At 72.0% G+C, this 15,220-nt stretch carries 13 protein-coding genes; 2 read left to right on the plus strand and 11 right to left on the minus strand.

Features of this window, described 5'->3' with window-relative positions:
• Positions 1-41: 41 nt before the first annotated feature.
• From ACIQID_RS14095 to ACIQID_RS14110, 4 genes are all read right to left on the minus strand, one after another.
• A complete protein-coding gene (locus tag ACIQID_RS14095; RefSeq protein WP_400286234.1) occupies positions 42-935 on the minus strand; it encodes an ABC transporter permease in 894 nt (297 codons plus the stop codon).
• On the minus strand, positions 932-1,912 hold the full coding sequence (locus tag ACIQID_RS14100; RefSeq protein WP_312675333.1) for an ABC transporter permease: 981 nt from the start codon (positions 1,910-1,912) through the stop codon (positions 932-934). Before ACIQID_RS14100 ends, ACIQID_RS14095 begins: the two co-directional genes overlap by 4 nt.
• Before the next feature lie 16 nt (positions 1,913-1,928).
• Complete coding sequence (locus ACIQID_RS14105; protein ID WP_400286238.1) at positions 1,929-3,563, minus strand: TIGR04028 family ABC transporter substrate-binding protein; 1,635 nt, start codon at positions 3,561-3,563, stop codon at positions 1,929-1,931.
• Between the two features lie 131 nt (positions 3,564-3,694).
• Entirely contained in the window at positions 3,695-5,089 is a 1,395-nt protein-coding gene (locus ACIQID_RS14110) for an NtaA/DmoA family FMN-dependent monooxygenase (RefSeq protein ID WP_400286242.1), read from the minus strand.
• 103 nt (positions 5,090-5,192) lie between these two features.
• Here ACIQID_RS14110 and ACIQID_RS14115 point away from each other — a divergent pair, with 103 nt between their 5' ends.
• Entirely contained in the window at positions 5,193-6,188 is a 996-nt protein-coding gene (locus tag ACIQID_RS14115) for a Gfo/Idh/MocA family oxidoreductase (protein ID WP_312675339.1), read from the plus strand.
• Positions 6,181-7,158 carry an NYN domain-containing protein gene (locus ACIQID_RS14120; RefSeq protein WP_331201920.1) on the plus strand — a complete coding sequence of 326 codons (978 nt, stop codon included), beginning with the start codon at positions 6,181-6,183 and terminating at the stop codon, positions 7,156-7,158. The genes ACIQID_RS14115 and ACIQID_RS14120 overlap by 8 nt, the downstream gene beginning before the upstream one ends.
• A gap of 25 nt (positions 7,159-7,183) precedes the next feature.
• On the opposite strand, the gene ACIQID_RS14125 is transcribed toward ACIQID_RS14120, so the two are convergent.
• The 7 genes from ACIQID_RS14125 to ACIQID_RS14155 all read right to left on the minus strand — a co-directional run bounded on the left by ACIQID_RS14125 (position 7,184) and on the right by ACIQID_RS14155 (position 15,182).
• On the minus strand, positions 7,184-8,191 hold the full coding sequence (locus ACIQID_RS14125) for a sugar phosphate isomerase/epimerase family protein (protein ID WP_400286247.1): 1,008 nt from the start codon (positions 8,189-8,191) through the stop codon (positions 7,184-7,186).
• Between the two features lie 44 nt (positions 8,192-8,235).
• Positions 8,236-9,087 (minus strand): sugar phosphate isomerase/epimerase family protein, encoded by an 852-nt coding sequence (locus ACIQID_RS14130; protein WP_400286250.1) that lies wholly within the window; start codon positions 9,085-9,087, stop codon positions 8,236-8,238.
• Positions 9,088-9,165: 78 nt separating this feature from the next.
• The gene (locus ACIQID_RS14135; RefSeq protein WP_396654664.1) at positions 9,166-10,362 is read right to left on the minus strand and encodes a substrate-binding domain-containing protein; all 1,197 of its coding nucleotides are present in this window, start codon (positions 10,360-10,362) and stop codon (positions 9,166-9,168) included.
• Positions 10,363-10,376: 14 nt separating this feature from the next.
• Positions 10,377-11,426 (minus strand): ABC transporter permease, encoded by a 1,050-nt coding sequence (locus ACIQID_RS14140; protein ID WP_312675344.1) that lies wholly within the window; start codon positions 11,424-11,426, stop codon positions 10,377-10,379.
• The gene (locus ACIQID_RS14145; protein ID WP_312675346.1) at positions 11,423-12,559 is read right to left on the minus strand and encodes an ABC transporter permease; all 1,137 of its coding nucleotides are present in this window, start codon (positions 12,557-12,559) and stop codon (positions 11,423-11,425) included. Before ACIQID_RS14145 ends, ACIQID_RS14140 begins: the two co-directional genes overlap by 4 nt.
• Positions 12,556-14,076 (minus strand): sugar ABC transporter ATP-binding protein, encoded by a 1,521-nt coding sequence (locus tag ACIQID_RS14150; RefSeq protein ID WP_400286255.1) that lies wholly within the window; start codon positions 14,074-14,076, stop codon positions 12,556-12,558. The genes ACIQID_RS14145 and ACIQID_RS14150 overlap by 4 nt, the downstream gene beginning before the upstream one ends.
• The gene (locus ACIQID_RS14155) at positions 14,073-15,182 is read right to left on the minus strand and encodes a Gfo/Idh/MocA family oxidoreductase (RefSeq protein WP_312675350.1); all 1,110 of its coding nucleotides are present in this window, start codon (positions 15,180-15,182) and stop codon (positions 14,073-14,075) included. The genes ACIQID_RS14150 and ACIQID_RS14155 overlap by 4 nt, the downstream gene beginning before the upstream one ends.
• Positions 15,183-15,220: the final 38 nt, after the last annotated feature.

Consider the following 15,220-nt stretch of genomic DNA (forward strand, 5'->3'; position numbering starts at 1 on the left):
AGGGCTGATCGGGATCGACACGGGTGCGCGTTCGGGCACGGTCATCGGGTGCTCCTTCCGAGCCGATGGCTGATGCGGTTGGCGCTGAGCACGACGGCGACCACGACGAGGCCGGGGAGCGCCGTGAGCCACCAGGCGGTCGCGATGTAGTTGCGTCCCTCGGCGATCAGCAGGCCCCACTCCGGGGTGGGCGGCGGGGCGCCGTAGCCGAGGAAGCCGAGGGTGGAGATGGCGAGGATGGCCGTGCCGAACTGCAGCGCGGCGAGCGCGATGATCGGGGTGAGGGCGTTCGGGAGCACATGCCGGCGCAGCACGGCGAAGAAGGTGCCGCCGCTGCCGTACGCCGCCTCGACGTACTCGGTGCGGCGCACCCGCGCCACCTCGGCGCGCATGAGCCGCGCGAAGGCGGCGACGCTGCCGAGTCCCACGGCGATCGCCGCGTTCACCGTTCCGAAGCCGAGCAGGATGATGATGGACAGCGACAGCAGCAGCCCGGGGATGGCCAGCAGCACGTCGACGATCCGCATCAGCACGTCGTCCACGACGCCGCCGGTCGCACCGGCGACGGCCCCGAGGAGCGTCCCCAGCGCGAGGCCGACCGTCACGGCGATGAGCGCACCCGACAGGGAGTGCACCGCGCCGTGCACGACCCGGCCGAAGAGGTCGCGGCCGAGGGCGTCGGTCCCGAACCAGTGCGCGGCGCTCGGCGGCAGGAGCTTGTCGGCGGGATCGCCGGTGAGCGGATCGCCCGGCGCGAAGACCCCGGGGATCACGGCCCACAGCACCGCCACGGCGACGACCGCCAGCGCGAGGTACAGACCCCAGGCGCGCGACCGCCGTCGCGGACGGGATGCGGAGACGGGGGCCGGGGCGGACGGCGCAGGCGGGGCACCGGGCGTCTCGACCGACGTCTCCGCGATCACGGGAGCGGTCATGCGGGCACCTCCTGGGCGGCGGGACGGACGGGGCGCGACCGGGCGGCGCGGGCCGCCCGCCGCTGCCGGGGGTCGATCAGGGGCGTGGCGAGGTCGACGGCGAAGCTGATCACCACGAACCCCAGGGCCGACAGCAGCACCACTCCCTGCAGCACCGGGATGTCCTGGTTCGCGACGGCCTGCTCCGTGAGGCGTCCGATGCCGGTGCGGCCGAAGACGGTCTCGGTGACCACCGCGCCTCCGACGAGTTCTCCGAACAGCACCCCCGCGATGGTGAGCGTCGGGACGGCGGCGTTGCGTGCGACCGCGCGCGTGAGCACCCACGCGGGCGGCGCGCCCTTCGCCCGCACCACGGTCACGAACGGCTGCGCCTGCACCCGGTCGATGGAGCGGACCAGGACCTGGGCGAGGGGCGCCGAGATCGGCACGGCGAGCGTGAGCACGGGGAGGATCAGCCCGCTGACGGGATCGGCCCCCACGATCGGCACCCATCCGAGTCCGAACGAGAACACCTGGATGAGCAGGATCCCGAGCCAGAACACCGGGACCGCGACGAACAGTCCCGGCACCTGCCGCAGGCCGTCCCGCAGCCACGCGAAGGGCGCGAGCGAGGAGAGCACGGCGATCAGGACCGCGAGGAGTGTGGCGACCACCAGTCCGAGCGTCGCGAGCAGCAGCGTGGCGGGCAGCGCCTCGGCCAGCATCGTCCGCACCGGGGTGCCGTACTGGGTCGAGTAGCCGAAGTCGCCCGCCAGGAAGCCGAGACCCGCGTGCAGGTACTGCTCCCCCCACGGAACGTCGGCGCCGTAGGTCGCGCGGATGTCGTCGAGCTGCTCCGGCGAGAGCCCCAGGCTCGGGTCGGAGAACTTGATGAGGATGGCGTCTCCCGGCAGCAGCTGCAACAGGAAGAACGTGGCCGTGAAGGCCGCGATCAGCACGATCGCGGCCTGCCCGGCCCGTCGGAGGACGAAGGTCATGGGGTCACCGTGGTCCTCAGTGCTCCGCGAGCCACACGCCGGAGAACGTGGGGCGGCCGACCGACTCGAAGGCGACGCCCTGCACGTACGTGGCCGCACCGTAGACCTGCGGCTCCTCGAAGAGCGGGATCACGTACGCCTGCTCCGCGATGTAGTCCTGCACGGCCTGTGAGGCGGCCACCCGCTTCTCGGCGTCCGGCTCGGAGGCGACGGCCAGCAGCAGCTCGTCGAGCGTCGCGTCCTGCGAGATCAGCACGTCGCGGTTCTTCGTGAAGTACTGGCTCTTGATCACGTCGAGGTCGGCGCGCCCGACCATCGAGTGGTAGAACCCCGTCTTCAGCGGATCACGCGTGTCCTCCGCGTAGCTGCCCGCATCGCCGGGCTTGACGGTGAGCTCCACGCCGACCGCCGCGAGCTGCTGCGCCACGAGCTCCAGGGTCTGCTTCGACAGCGGCTGCGGCTTGGCCTCGTAGACCGTGATCGACAGCCGCTCGCCGTCCTTCTCCCTGATGCCGTCGGCGCCGGGCTCCCAGCCGGCCTCGTCGAGCAGCGCCTCCGCCCTCTCCGGGTCGTGGGCGTAGTGCGCGGACTCGTCCTTGTAGCCCGCCGCCTGGGAGGACAGCACCGACGTGGCCACCGGATAGTTCTCGGTGAACAGGGTGTCGACGACCTCCTGCGCGTCGACCGCGGCGATGATCGCCTGGCGCACGCGGATGTCGGACAGCAGCGGGTTCTCCGGGCGGAGGGCGATCGAGTTGTTCACGCCGCGGGTCTGCGGGGCGTACAGCGTGAATCCGGCGCTCTCGACGCGGTCCTCGTCGAACGCCTGGACGTAGCGGACGTAGTCGGCCTGACCCGCGAGCAGCGAGCCGATGCGGACGGAGTCCTCGGGCGTGACCAGCACGTGCACGGCGTCGAGGTAGGGCCGACCGCCGTTCTCGGCGCTGTCCGGGCCCCAGGCGTAGTCGTCGCGGGCGGTGAGGGTGTACTCGGTGCCGAGCTTCTCGTCGGTGACGGTGAAGGGACCGGAGCCGATGATCTCCTCCGCGTTGCCCGCGCCGAAGTCCTCGATCGTGCCGTCCAGGGTCTCCGGGGACAGCAGTCCCGAGTTGATGGTCGACGTCGCCTGCAGGAAGCCGGGCGACGGCGCGCTGAAGCGGAACGTCACGGTCTCCTCGTCCACCACCTCGCTGCCGGCGTAGTTGTTGATGGCCTCGGAGACGGTGAGCCCGCGCTCGGCGTCGCCCAGTCCGTAGGTGTCGAAGTTCTTCGCGACGGCGGCGGCGTCCACGGGCGTGCCGTCCGAGAACGTCACATCCGGGTTGAGGTCGAAGGTGTACTCCGTGGCGTCGTCGTTCACGGTCCACTCCGCGGCGATCCACGGCTCGATCTCGAGCGTCTCCGGGTTCTGCCAGGTGAGCCGGGCGGCGATGTTGTTGACGATGCCGCCGTTCGGATAGAAGCCGGCCTGCGGCGGGTACAGGTTCGTGTAGGCCTGGTGCTCGAGATACGTCAGGGTGCCGCCGGTGACGGGGTCGCCCGCCGCGGCCGGGGTGTTCCCCGGGGCGGGCGAGGTGGCGCAGGCGGCGAGGCTGCCGGCCAGGACGAGCGGGACCGCGACGGCGGCGGTGCGGATGAGGCGGCGGTTCATGCGGAGGACTCCTCGGATTCGGAAGGCAGGGTGTCGGGTGCGGCGGGGGTGCAGGTGGTGTTCACGGTAGGAAGCGGCGGGGCGCAGGGGCGTGGCGGCGGACTCCGGGTGTCGCGAGACGACACCCGGAGTCACGCTCCGACACGCGACGTCACACGGAGGCGGTCGCGTAGCGTCTCCGCGCGGGCCCCCTCGCCGTTCTCCTCCGGTGTCCGGAGGAGGCCGCGACGACGGAGTTCGGGGACCGCGAGACGGGTGAAGGCCTCGAACTGCCCGGGCTGGAACGCCGAGAGGACGTTGAAGCCGTCGGCGGCGCCCTCGTCCCGCCAGTGCGCGAAGTGGTCGGCGATCGTGCCGGCGTCGCCGACGACGAAGGCCGCAGGGACCGCGTGCGCGGCGACGAGGTGCCGCCAGGTGGGGGCGTCCGGCGTCCCGACCCGGAGTCCGGCGATCTGCGCGAGCCGTTCGACGAGGGCAGCGCCCCGCTCCCCCAGACGTGCGGCGTCCGCGGTCGTCACCGCGGCGTCGAAGGCCGCGGCCCGCAGCGGGTCGTCAGCGGCCACCTCCAGCGCGTCGGCCAGCGCCTCCACCGTGCGGTTCGCGGGGAAGCCGACACGCTCACGCTGCGGCCCCTCCGCGAGCGGCACGAGCTCCAGCAGCCGCCGGACGATCCGGTGGGCGGCGGCGTCGGACTCCGCGACGACCGGGAGCACCGGGGCGATGACCTTGAGCTCGTCTGCCGGGCGGCCCGCCTCCGCCGCGATCTCCCGTAGCAGGCGCCGCGTGGCCACGGCGTCGGCGAGGGTGGGGGCGGCGATGAGGGCCAGGTCGGCGGCGGCGCCGGCGAGCGCCCGCGACCGCGGCGAGGTGCCGGCGTGCACGATCGGGATGCGCCCCTGCGGCGGACGGGCGACGTTGAGCGGGCCGGCGACCCGCACGTGCGCGCCCGCGACGTCGGCGGCGCGCAGACCACGGGGGTCGATGAGCACACCGCGCTCGGCGTCGGCGATCCAGGCGTCCTCGTCCCAGGAGTCCCAGAGCCGGCGCAGGGCGACGACGAACTCCTCCGCCCGGTCGTAGCGGGTCTCGGTGTCGGCGTGGGCCTCACGGCCGTGGTTCCCGGCGGCGCGCGGCTCGGCGCCGGTGACGAGGTTGATCCCCGCCCGGCCCTGGGTGAGGACATCGAGGGAGGCCAGCGCGCGCGCCGTGGCGTAGGGGTCGGCATAGGTGGTGTTGACCGTCGCGATGAGCCCGATCCGCGAGGTCACCCCGGCGAGGTACAGCACCGCGCTCAGCGGATCGATGCGGGCGAGCAGGTAGGGGTCGCGGAACTCCAGGTCGGGCCCGGTGGCGAGCCAGTCGCCGAAGAAGAGGTAGTCCAGGCCCGCGTCCTCCCCCTCCCGCGCGATGCGGCGGAGGATGTCGGCGTCTCCCGCGGGGTCGCGGTGGGCTCCGGGGTACCGCCACCCGGAGGGGTAGGCGCCGAGGGTGCGCACCATGGCGCCGATCACGAGGGGTTCCGTCATGCCGACACGGTAGGAGCGCGGCCGCCACCCGGGCCACGGGGAGGAAGCCGGGGGTCACCGGAAGTCACAGACGGTCATACGCGCCACCCTCTACGCTGAGAGGATGACTGGACTTCGTTGGGGAATCCTCGCGACCGGCGGCATCGCCGGCGCCTTCGCATCCGATCTGCGCACCGCCGGCCTCGACCTCGTCGCGGTGGGCTCGCGCTCGCAGGAGTCGGCCGACGCCTTCGCCGCGCGCTTCGACATCGCGCATGCGCATCCGTCGTACGAGGCGCTGGTCTCCGATCCCGACGTCGACATCGTCTACGTCTCCACGCCGCACCCGATGCACCACGAGAACGCCCGGCTCGCCCTGGAGCACGGCAAGCACGTGCTCGTGGAGAAGGCGTTCACCCTGAACCGCACGCAGGCCGAAGACCTCCAGCGGCTCGGGGCCGAGCGCGGGCTGCTCGTGATGGAGGCGATGTGGACCCGCTACCTGCCGCACATGGTCCGCATCCGCGAGCTCCTCGCCGACGGCGCCCTGGGGGAGATCCGCACGGTGACCGCCGACCACACGCAGCAGCTTCCCACCGACCCCGCACACCGTCTGAACGCGCTCGAGCTGGGCGGCGGGGCGCTGCTCGACCTCGGGATCTACCCGATCTCGTTCGTCTGGGACGTCCTCGGGGCGCCGACCACCATCCGCGCGGTGGGGCGTCTGGTCGAGACGGGAGCCGATTCCGAGGTCGCCACCGTCATGATCCACGAGAGCGGGGCGATCTCCACGACCCTCTCCTCCTCGCGCGGCGCCGGCCCCAACGCCGCGAGCATCGTCGGCACCGAGGCCCGCATCGACATCGACCGGGTCTGGTACACCCCCACCACCTTCCGTGTCGTGCGGCCGGACGGCACCGTCCAGGAGGAGTACGTCTCCGCCGTCGAGGGCCGCGGCATGCAGTACCAGGCGTTCGCGGCCGAGCGCCTCGTCCGCGACGGCCTCCTCCAGGGCGACGTCCTCCCCGTCGCGGAGAGCGTCGCCATCATGGGGGCCCTCGACGAGATCCGCGCGCAGATCGGCGTGCGCTACCCCGGTGAGGAGGCCGACCGTGGCTGAGACGACCGACGCCCGCGTGGCGGTGTACCTGGACTTCGACAACATCGTCATCTCCTGGTACGACCGCGTCCACGGCCGCAACTCCTACGGCAAGGACCGGCAGCGCATCACGGAGCACCCGAACGACCCCGAGGTCGCCGAGCGGCTGAACCGGGCCATGATCGAGGTCGGCGCCATCATCGACTACGCGGCCTCTTTCGGCACGCTCGTGCTCACGAGGGCCTACGCGGACTGGTCATCGCCGGTCAACGCCGAGTACCGCTCGCAGCTCGTGGCGCGCGCGGTCGATCTCGTGCAGCTCTTCCCGGCCGCGGCGTACGCGAAGAACGGCGCGGACATCCGGCTGGCGGTCGACGCGGTCGAGGACATGTTCCGCCTGCCCGACCTGACCCATGTCGTCATCGTCGCGGGCGACAGCGACTACGTCCCGCTCGCGCAGCGCTGCAAGCGCCTCGGCCGCTACGTGATCGGGGTGGGCGTCGCCGGGTCCACGGCGAAGTCCCTCGCCGCGGCGTGCGACGAGTTCGAGTCCTACGACTCGCTCCCCGGCGTGGCGCGTCCGACCAAGGCGGCACCGGCCGCCGCCCCCGCGGTCGAGGTTCCGGCGGAGCCGTCCGCCCCGGCCACCGCGGACACGGGAGCCCCGAAGCCCAAGACCGCGTCGAAGTCGCGTGCGAAGGCCAAGAGCAAGCCCACCGCCGAGGAGCCCAAGGTCGAGGAGAAGATCGACGATCAGGGCGAAGCCACACGGCTCCTGGAGCGGGCGCTGCGCCTCGGCCACGACAAGGCGGACGCCGACGAATGGCTGCACAGCTCCGCGGTCAAGACGCATATGCGCCGCATGGACCCGTCCTTCAGCGAGAAGGCCCTCGGCTACCGGTCGTTCTCCGACTTCCTCAAGTCGCGCGACGACATCGCCGAGCTCGAGGAGACCGGGCACGAGCGCCTGGTCCGCCTGCGGGAGCCCTGAGCACGGCCGGTCGTCCGCCCTGCCGTCACTGGTGGCGGAACGCGGCGTCGAAGGCGGCTTCGGGCTGCGGCCACAGCAGGGAGCGCACGAAGGCCAGAGCCTCGGGGGCGCCGTGCAGGCGGTCCATGCCGGCGTCCTCCCACTCGATCGAGATCGGCCCGTCGTAGCCGACCGCGTCCAGCGCACGGAAGGCGTCCTCCCACGGCACGTCGCCGTGGCCGGTGGAGACGAAGTCCCAGCCGCGCCGGGGGTCGCCCCACGGCAGGTGCGAGCCGAGCACTCCCGCACGGCCGTTCCGCGGCCGCAGGCGGGTGTCCTTGCAGTCGACGTGGTAGATCCGGTCGGCGAAGTCGACGATGAAGCCGACCGGGTCGATGTTCTGCCACATCATGTGCGAGGGGTCCCAGTTGAAGCCGAACGCGTCGCGGTGCTCGATCGCGTCGAGGGTGCGGACGCTCGACCAGTAGTCGTACGCGATCTCCCCCGGATGCACCTCGTGGGCGAAGCGCACGCCCTCCCCATCGAACACGTCGAGGATCGGATTCCACCGGTCCGCGAAGTCCTGGAAGCCCTGGGCGATCACCGCCTCCGGCACCGGCGGGAACATCGCGACATAGGGCCAGATCGACGAACCGGTGAAGCCGACGACGGTGTCGACGCCGAGCTTCCCGGCCACCCTGGCCGCCCGCTTCATGTCCTCCGCCGCCCGCTGCCGCACGCCCTCGGCCTCGCCGTCGCCCCAGACGTAGGGGCGCAGGATGCCCTGGTGCCGGAAGTCGATCGGGTCGTCGCACACCGCCTGCCCGGCCAGGTGGTTGGAGATCGCGAACACCCGCAGTCCGTGCCGGTCGAGGACCTCGCGACGGGAGGCGACGTAGGCGTCGTCCTCGTCCGCCCGGCGGAGGTCGAGATGGTCGCCGGACGCGGCGATCTCCAGTCCGTCGTAGCCCCACTGCGCGGCGAGGCGGGCCACCTCCTCGAACGGGAGGTCGGCCCACTGGCCGGTGAACAGGGTGACCGGGTGACTGCTCATGGATACTCCTTCGTATCGCGGGGCTTCGTATCGCGGGCGGGGGTTCAGGCGCCGAGGGCGCGCAGGTGGGCGATGCTGCGGGCGGCGAGGTCGTCCTGGCTCGCGGCGAGCGGTCTCCACACGGAGGCCGCGACGGCGATCGTCGCGTTCTCCCCCGTGAAGCTCTCCAGTCCCAGCGCGCCGCGGTAGCCGGCGTCGTCGAGCGCGCGGAGCATCTCCGGCCAGTCGGTGTGGTCGTCGCCCACGGCACCGCGGTCGCTGCCGCACACCTGCACGTGCGCGATGGCGGCGCCGGCCGCCCGGACCGCGTCGGCCGGACGCTTCTCCTCGATGTTGAGGTGGTAGGTGTCGAGGGCCAGTCCCACCCCGGCGCCGAGCAGCGGCGCCAGCGCGTCGAGACTCTGCGCGACGGTGTTCAGCACGCTGGTCTCGTAGCGGTTGAGCGGCTCCACAGCCAGCGTGACGCCGATCGCGGCGGCCTCGCGGGCGAGCGGCGCGAGGTTGTCCCTGAGCTCGCCGACGGCCTCCGCCCGCTCCGCCTCGTCCATGCGCCAGGTGACGCCGGTCGGGGCGTAGAAGGGTCCGGCGACGACCGAGGCCCCGAGCACGGCCGCGGCGTCCAGGCACGCGCGGAGGTAGTCCTGCGTGGCGGCGACGTCTCCGGCGCGCGCGAGCAGCGAGCGGCCGGGCCCCATCGCGCCGACCACGATCGCGCCGATGCCGAGGCCGTCCAGCACGGCGCGGGCCCGGAGCGGGTCCCAGTCGCCGATGCTCTCCAGCGGCAGCTCCAGGGCGTCGTAGCCCATCCGCGCCGCCGTGCGGGCGAGCGGCTCCAGGGTGTCGTCCGTCAGCGGAGACGTCCAGACCCAGGTGTTGACGGCGATCGTGCGGGGCATCGTTGTCCTTGTGATCGTACGGGTGCTCCCACCCTCCCATTCGGCGCGGGCCGAGCGGAAGGGCGGGAGCACACGGGGTTACGGGATCTGGCGCTCCTGCCAGACCGTCGGGTAGCCGGGAAGGTCCTCTCCGCCGAACTTGGCGTAGTGGCCGTCGGGCATGCCGTCGTTCGCTGCGAGGTAGTCGTCCAGCTCGGCCTCGGTGATCGGCTTCTGCGGGAGCACCCACTCCTTCGGCACCTCCTCGCCCGCGAAGATCATCTGCGCCGCGAGCAGCGGGGTGCGCCACTGGAAGTTCGAGTACACCGGAGCGAGGCCGGTGAGACCCGTGTCCTTCCACTTGCGCAGGAAGCTCATCTCGTCCTCGCCGGTCATCACCGGGTAGTCGGCTCCGGCATCCTCGAAGGCCTCGATGGCGGCGACGGCACCGTCACCGGCGTCCATCCAGATGCCCTGCACGTCGCCCTTGGCGAGCTCGTCGCTGATGATGCTCTTGATCTCGGCGGGGTCGGCACCGGTGAAGTGGTCGACGGCCTCGATCCCGGCCTCCTCGAACAGCTTCTCGGCGCCGGCCCAGCGGTGCTCCAGCACGTCGACGCCGGGGAGGATCCGGAGAGCCACGACCTTGTCGCCCTCCTCCAGGTTGTCGATGAGGAACTCCGCGGTGTCGATGCCCCAGGCGAAGCCGCCGATCGGGTGGATGAACGTGACGGGGCAGTCGGTGTTCACGCCGCGGTCGAACACGACCACCGGCTTGCCCGTCTCGCACGCCCGCTCGACCGCGGGGGTCATCGCGGCCGTGCTGTTCGGCGAGATGAGGAAGACGTCGCACTCGCCCTCGGAGATGAAGTAGTCGATGTCGGCGATCTGGGTGTCGTCGGAGTCCTGCGCGTCGCGGGTCTCCATCTCGCTGATCGCGCCCGACTCCTGCAGCACCTTCAGCTGCTCGTTCATCGTGATCCAGCCCGTCTGGCGCCACGGGTTGGAGATCGAGGCGTTCGCGAAGCAGGCCTTCTTGGCCCCGGTGCTGGCGAACTCCGCGGTGTCGACCATCTCGGCGTTGATGTGCTGCAGGTAGGGCTGGTCGGCGGGGCCCTGGGGGTCGACGCCGCGCTCCTCGTCCTGCTTGTCGAAGAGCTCCTGGTCGAACCACTCGGTGGTCTCGGCCGCCTCCTCGGGATTCTCCGACTCCGCCGGCGCCACGGACGGGTCGGTCGTGCACCCGGCGAGCGCGATGAGGCCGAAGAGGGCCACCCCTGCGGTGGCGATCTTCATCGATCGTCGCATTGCTAATCTCCTCTGGTTGTAGGGCTTGATGCGGTGCTGCGGTTCTCGGCGTTCTCGGTCCCCGCGGTATGGACGTCCGTCGGCTGGGGACCGCGCCGGCGGCGGGCTCGGAAGGCGACCCCCGCGTAGGCGACGGCCGCGATGATGATGACGCCCTGCACGGCGTCGCGGAGGGTGGAGGGCACGCCCGCGATGTTGAGGAGCAGGAACAGCGCCTCCAGCGCGAACGCTCCGGCCACGGCGCCGACGATCCACCCCCGACCTCCGCCGAGCACGACGCCGCCGAGCACCACCGCGGTGATCGCGGTGAACTCGTAGCCGCGGCCGACGGACGGGTGCACTCCCGCGTACCCGACCAGCAGGACGGCGGAGAGCGTGGCGGAGAGGGAGGACAGCACGAAGGCACGGGTCGTGACCCCGGCCCGACGGGCACCGGCGTAGTCCACCGCGCGGGCGTTGTCGCCGATCGCGATGAGGGTCTTGCCCAGCGGGCGCTTGGTGATGACGATGCCGAGGGCGAGCCAGGCGGCGAGCAGCAGGACGGCCCAGGGCAGGAACTCCAGCACGGGGAGGTCGCGGATCCCGCCGCGTCCGATCTCCCGGAAGCTGTCGGCGGGGTTGCCGGTGGCGGCGCCGCCCGTCCACCACATGACGCCGCCGAGCAGGGCGAGCATCATGCCCAGCGTCACGATGAACGACGGCACCTTGAGCAGCGTCGTGAGGACGCCGTTCACGAGCCCGACGAGCACGCCGAACACCACCATGAGCAGCAGCACCGGGAGCGTGCGCGCGTCGTCCTGGCCGACGAGGTTGCCGGCGATGATGACCTGCGCCGTGATGAGCGATCCCTGGGAGAGGTCGAACTCCCCCGCGATGATCACGAAGTACTGCCCGATCGCGACGATCGCGATGGGGGCGACGCGCTGCAGGTACCGCATGAACTGGCCGGGCTCCGCGAAGCTCGGGTTGAGCACGGCGACCGCGACGAGCAGGATCACCAGCAGCAGGAAGACCGCCCCGCGGGGGCTGACGAGTGTGCGCAGCGCGTTCATGAGCGCCCTCCTTCCCGCACGGAGGCGGTATCCCCGGCGCTGTCGACGGCGGCGACCTCGGCGGTCGGGTCGGCGAGCTCGGCAGCCGCGACCGCCATGTCGCCCTCGGCCGCCTTCGCCGCGTCGTCTCCCCCGGTGCGCGTGCCGCCCGCGCCGAAGCGGGGACGGCGGCGCACGATGGCCCGGCGGCTGTAGACGGCCACGGCGGCGACGATGACGATGCCGCGCACCACGTCCTTGAGGAACGGGTTCACCTGCAGCACGCTCATGACGTTGTCGACGACGGCGAGGATGGCGACGCCGCCGATGGTGCCCCAGATCGAGCCGCGCCCGCCGAGGAGCAGCGTGCCGCCGAGCACGACAGCGGCGATGGAGAGCAGCGCGTAGCCGCCCTGCTGCCCGACCGTCGGGCTGCCGACGCCGAGGCGGCTGGCGAGCAGGAGTCCGGCGAGGCCCGCAAACACGGAGCACAGCACGTGCGCCCAGATCAGCGGCAGGCGGGTGCGCACACCGCTGAGCCGGGCGATCTCGGGGTCCCCGCCGACGGCGTAGAGATGGGCGCCGGTGCGGGTGCGGTTCAGCAGCACCCAGACCAGCACGGCGAGCGCGATCATGATGAGCGTGGACACCGGGATCGGTCCGACCCCGGTCGCGCCGATCAGCTGGAACGCCCACGGGACCTCGCCCGCCGAGCCTTCGAAGTTCGTGTTGAGGATGCCCTGGAGGATCAGCCCGACGCCGAGCGTCGCGATGAAGCCGTTGACCTTGAGCACCGTCACGATGAGCCCGTTCACGAGCCCGATCCCCGCGCACACGAGGAGCGTCACGATCACCGCGAGCGGGATGTTGCCGGCGTTCCCGGCCATCATCGTCGCCGCGAGCAGGCTCGACAGGCTGATGACGTAGGTGACCGACAGGTCGAGCGAGGCGCCGAGCACCACGAGCGTCTGCCCGATGGCCACGAGGCCGAGCACGCTCATCCCGGTCAGGATGTCGCGGATGTTCCCCGGGCTGAGGAAGTTGCGACCGACGGTGGCGACGAGGATCGCGCCGACGACGAGGGCGAGCAGCAGGATGCCGAGCACGATGACGGTCGCGTCGATGCGGAGACGGGCTCCGGTGCGGCGGCTCATCGCGCACCCCCGTTCGTCGAAGGACCGCGGTCGGCGCCGGTGGCCGCCGCGAGGATCTCGTGCTCGGCCGCACCGGCCGGCAGCTCGGCGACGAGTTCGCCGTCGTGCATGACGAGGATGCGGTCGCTCATGCCGATGACCTCCGGCAGCTCGCTCGAGACCATGAGCACCGCCTTCCCCTGTGCCGCCAGCTCGCGCATGAGCTGGTAGACGGCGTACTTGGCCCCCACGTCGATGCCCCGGGTCGGCTCGTCGAAGAGCACGATCTGCGGCTGGGTGAGCAGCCACTTCGCCAGCACCACCTTCTGCTGGTTGCCGCCGGACAGGAAGCGCACCTCCTGGTCGAGACCGCGCGAGGACACCTCCAGCGTGCGGAGCACTCCCGGCACCTCCCGGCGCGATGCCGCGGTGCGTCCGGCGAACACGTTCCGCACCACGAGCAGGGCGTTGTCGAGGATCGACTGCCCCAGCGCGAGTCCCTGGGCCTTGCGGTCCTCCGAGACGAGCGCGAGTCCGGCGCGCACGGCTGCGCGCGGTCCGCCGATCCGCACCGGCTTCCCGTCGATCCGCACGGCCCCGCGGGTGAAGGCCTGGATGCCGAACACACCCTCCACGAGCTCGGTGCGTCCGGAGCCCTGGAGCCCGGCCACCCCGACGATCTCCCCGGCACGGAGCGTCAGCGACACCGAGTCCACATAGGCGTTCCCGCAGCCGTCGAGTTCGAGCCGGGGCGCGCCGACCGCGGTCCCGGCCACCGGGTCAGGGAAGTAGGACTGGATCGACCGCCCCACCATCCGGCGCACGAGCTCGTCGGTGGTCAGCGCCGCCGTCTCGTCCGTGGAGACGAGGGCGCCGTCCTTGAGGATCGTGATGCGGTCGCAGAGGTCGAAGATCTCCTTCAGCCGGTGCGAGATGTAGATGACGGCGACCCCGCGCGAGGTGAGCCGGCGGATGATCGCGTACAGCAGCTCCACCTCGCGGTCGCTGAGCGCCGCGGTCGGCTCGTCCATCGAGATCACCTGCGCGTCGAACGACAGCGCCTTCACGATCTCGACGATCTGCTGCTCCGCCACCGTCAGCGAGCCCACGCGGGACTGCGGGTCGATGAAGGACACGCCGAGATCGCTCAGCAGCTCCCCGGTCCGCACGTTCATCGCCCGGACGTCGATGAGCCCCGCGCGCCGCGGTTCCCGGCCGAGGTAGACGTTCTGCGCGACCGTGCGCTCGGGCAGCAGGGTGAACTCCTGGAACACCGTGACGATGCCGGCGTCCATGGCCTGCCGCGGGTGGGCGTGGCGGACCTCCGCGCCCCGGTACGTGATCGTCCCCTCGTCGGCCGGCTGCACACCGGCGATGATCTTCATGAGGGTGGACTTGCCCGCGCCGTTCTCGCCGACGAGGCCGTGCACCTCTCCTGGCCGCACATCGAAGTCGATGCCCTTCAGCACCTCCACGCCGAAGAACGCCTTGCGGATCCCGGCCACCTGCAGCACGGGCTGCGTCGTCGTCGCGGTCATGCCGGCACCTCCGTCCAGCGTCCCTCGTGGGCGGCGGAATCGAGCACGGCCTCGGTCAGCACGGCCGCGCGGTGGCCGTCGGCGAACGTCGGCAGTCCGTCGCGGACATCGCCGGCGATCGCCGCGTAGACGTCGGCGACGAAGCCGTTGAAGGCGTCCTGGTATCCCATGGCGTGCCCGGCCGGGACGCGCTGCAGCCGGGCGGACTCCGGGTCGGCCGTGGCGGGGTCGCGCAGCAGCAGCCGCGACTCCTCGCGCATGCCGACCCAGAGCTCCTCCGGCCGTTCCTGCTCGAACCGCAGACTCTGCCGCGTCCCGTGCAGCTCCAGGGTGAGGGCGTTCTTGCGGCCCGCCGCCATCTGCGAGATGAGCAGCGTGCCGAGCGCCCCCGCCGAGGTCTCGACGAGCACGGCGACGATGTCCTCCGTGTCGACGGCCCGCCCCGCCCGCTCGGTGAACACCCGACGGGTGCGGGCGCTCAGGGCCCGGATCCGATCGCCCGTGACGAACTCGAGGAGGTCGCACAGATGCGACCCGATGTCGGCGAAGGCGCGGGAGGCCCCGCCGGACGAGGAGTGCACCCGCCAATCGTCGTCGGTGGACCGCAGCATCCAGTCCTGCAGGTACGAGCAGTCCAGCGTGAGCAGCTCCCCGGCCTCGCCGCGGGCGATGCGCGCCCTGGCCTCGCGCACCATGGGGTGGTAGCGGTACACGAAGGGGACGGCGGCGACGAGCCCCGCCTCGGCGGCGGCCTCGGCGAGGGCGGCCGCATCGGCGGCGGTCGTAGCGAGCGGCTTCTCGCACACGACGTGCTTGCCGGCCCGCAGCGCACGCAGGGCGAGGTCGGCATGCGTCGCGTTCGGGGTACAGATGTGGACGACGTCGATGTCGTCGGCGTCGAGCAGCGCCTCGGCATCGTGCTCGGCGCGCGCGGCGCCGAGCAGCTGCGCGGCGTCCCTGGCGCCCTCGGCGGACCGGGTGGCGACGGCGCGCAGTGCGCCGCCCGCGTCTCGGGCGGCCGTGCGGTGCACGCGGGCCATGAAGCCCCCGCCGAGGATCCCGGTTCGGATCGTCCCGAGACCGGTGTCAGTGACATCCGTTGTCATGCCGGTGAGTCTGACACAGCCGCGACTACTTTTGCTAG

The sequence above is a fragment of the Microbacterium sp. NPDC091676 genome (assembly GCF_044756645.1).
GTDB classification, from domain to species: Bacteria; Actinomycetota; Actinomycetes; order Actinomycetales; family Microbacteriaceae; genus Microbacterium; species Microbacterium paraoxydans_D.

Excerpts from the sequence above, each read along its gene's own strand:
- ACIQID_RS14125 (WP_400286247.1), bottom strand. The coding sequence starts at position 8,191 with ATGAGCAGTCACCCGGTCACCCTGTTCACCGGCCAGTGGGCCGACCTC.
- ACIQID_RS14105 (WP_400286238.1), bottom strand. The coding sequence starts at position 3,563 with ATGAACCGCCGCCTCATCCGCACCGCCGCCGTCGCGGTCCCGCTCGTC.
- ACIQID_RS14115 (WP_312675339.1), top strand. The coding sequence starts at position 5,193 with ATGACTGGACTTCGTTGGGGAATCCTCGCGACCGGCGGCATCGCCGGC.
- ACIQID_RS14100 (WP_312675333.1), bottom strand. The coding sequence starts at position 1,912 with ATGACCTTCGTCCTCCGACGGGCCGGGCAGGCCGCGATCGTGCTGATC.
- ACIQID_RS14150 (WP_400286255.1), bottom strand. The coding sequence starts at position 14,076 with ATGACCGCGACGACGACGCAGCCCGTGCTGCAGGTGGCCGGGATCCGC.
- ACIQID_RS14095 (WP_400286234.1), bottom strand. The coding sequence starts at position 935 with ATGACCGCTCCCGTGATCGCGGAGACGTCGGTCGAGACGCCCGGTGCC.
- ACIQID_RS14135 (WP_396654664.1), bottom strand. The coding sequence starts at position 10,362 with ATGAAGATCGCCACCGCAGGGGTGGCCCTCTTCGGCCTCATCGCGCTC.
- ACIQID_RS14145 (WP_312675346.1), bottom strand. The coding sequence starts at position 12,559 with ATGAGCCGCCGCACCGGAGCCCGTCTCCGCATCGACGCGACCGTCATC.
- ACIQID_RS14110 (WP_400286242.1), bottom strand. The coding sequence starts at position 5,089 with ATGACGGAACCCCTCGTGATCGGCGCCATGGTGCGCACCCTCGGCGCC.
- ACIQID_RS14130 (WP_400286250.1), bottom strand. The coding sequence starts at position 9,087 with ATGCCCCGCACGATCGCCGTCAACACCTGGGTCTGGACGTCTCCGCTG.
- ACIQID_RS14140 (WP_312675344.1), bottom strand. The coding sequence starts at position 11,426 with ATGAACGCGCTGCGCACACTCGTCAGCCCCCGCGGGGCGGTCTTCCTG.
- ACIQID_RS14155 (WP_312675350.1), bottom strand. The coding sequence starts at position 15,182 with ATGACAACGGATGTCACTGACACCGGTCTCGGGACGATCCGAACCGGG.